This is a genomic window from Gordonia sesuvii (assembly GCF_036350415.1).
GTDB lineage: Bacteria > Actinomycetota > Actinomycetes > Mycobacteriales > Mycobacteriaceae > Gordonia > Gordonia sesuvii.
The window spans coordinates 1-1,435 of record NZ_JAZDUF010000019.1; the positions used below are offsets into that span (position 1 = coordinate 1).

A 1,435-nucleotide genomic window follows, 5' to 3' on the forward strand; every position below is an offset into this window, starting at 1 on the left:
CTAGTACTACAGCCGTAGATCGTGTCTAGTGTGGTTTTGACCTGCGGTTTTGGTGGCACTGTCGAGCTCGTTGCTGGTGTTGTCGCCGCCAGCGTGACCAGTCGAGCAGTCGTGTGCTGGCGTGTAGAGGAGTCAGGATCAAGGCGATAAGTAGTCGTCGAAACTCGTTGACACTTAACCGAATCAGTGTTGCGTCGGGGGTTTCACGGGCTCGTTCAGCGACGGTCGTGACGGTCAGAAAGGCATGGGCGAGCATGACCAGGATGGTCCAGCGATGCCACGACGTCCAGGTGCGGACCTGGTGCTGATCCAGACCGGTCAGCCCCTTGCTGGATTGGAAGGATTCTTCCACCGTCCAGCGTCGCCCGGCGACTGCGACCAGCGCAGCCAGCGAGACCTGCCGGGGATGGTGGCAGCGGTAGTAGGCCAGTTCGCCGGTGGTGTCGTTGCGGCGGATCAGCATCCAGTGATGACCGGGTAGATCCGGCTCGTAGACCCGGACTCGCGCCCAGGAATACCAGCGCTGCCCCTTGGCGCCGTCGCCGGCCGAGAGTCGTTTCCAGGCTCGCTCGGGTACCGTGTCGGCTAGATCGTCGGCGCGGATGTAGTAGTCGTCGACGATGACTTGGCGGTGGCACCCGACGGTCAAGACGTAGCCGATCTTGTTGGCGGCGAGCATGCTTCGCAACTTCGGGTCGTCGCCGTACACTTCGTCGCCGGCCACCCACTCAGCCGCGATGCCAGCGGTGAGGGCTCGAGCGATCAGCTGTGCGGCCAGCTCAGGTTTGGTGGCAAACCCGACGTCAGCGGGCACCTTGGCGGCGGCGCAACGGTCGGGGTCATCAGTCCAGGATCGGGGCAGATACAGGGCGCGGTCGATCAGGGCATGCCCGGAGCGGGTGGCATAGGTCAGATACACCGCGACCTGACTGTTCTCGATCCGTCCGGCGGTTCCGGTGTACTGGCGTTGCACTCCAACGGTGTTGGTGCCCTTCTTCAGATCGCCGGTCTCATCGACGACCAGGACCGCGTGCTCGACGCCGAGACCGTCGATGACCATGCGCTGTAGATCTTCACGAAGATCGTCGGCCTCCCACTTGGCGCGAGACAGCAGATGCTGCAACCTGTCCGGGCTGGCGTGCCCGGCCATCTCCGCCATCGTCCAACAATTCTTGGTCTCCAACGCCGAGAGCACCGACAGCAGGAACGCGCCGGCGTTACGGGCGGCGTCATGGCGGGCGAATCGGGGCGCGATGGTGTCGATCAGCGCGTCGAGCCCAGCGCGCCACCGGTCATGGTTTAGGCTCAAATCCGCGGTTGTCGCGGGCGTATTTGGTTTCGTCACAAATTCTGAATCATGCCCCGACAACCGCTCTGAACTGCGCAAACACGCCGCAGCATTCTCACCAACCGCGATCTACGGCTGTAGTACTAG

The 1,435-nt window shown here is 63.0% G+C and carries 1 protein-coding gene; it reads right to left on the bottom strand.

Going from position 1 to position 1,435, the window contains the following annotated elements:
- Window positions 1-25: 25 nt before the first annotated feature.
- Window positions 26-1,264 (bottom strand): IS701 family transposase, encoded by a 1,239-nt coding sequence (locus tag VZC37_RS24650; RefSeq protein ID WP_330437423.1) that lies wholly within the window; start codon window positions 1,262-1,264, stop codon window positions 26-28.
- Window positions 1,265-1,435: the final 171 nt, after the last annotated feature.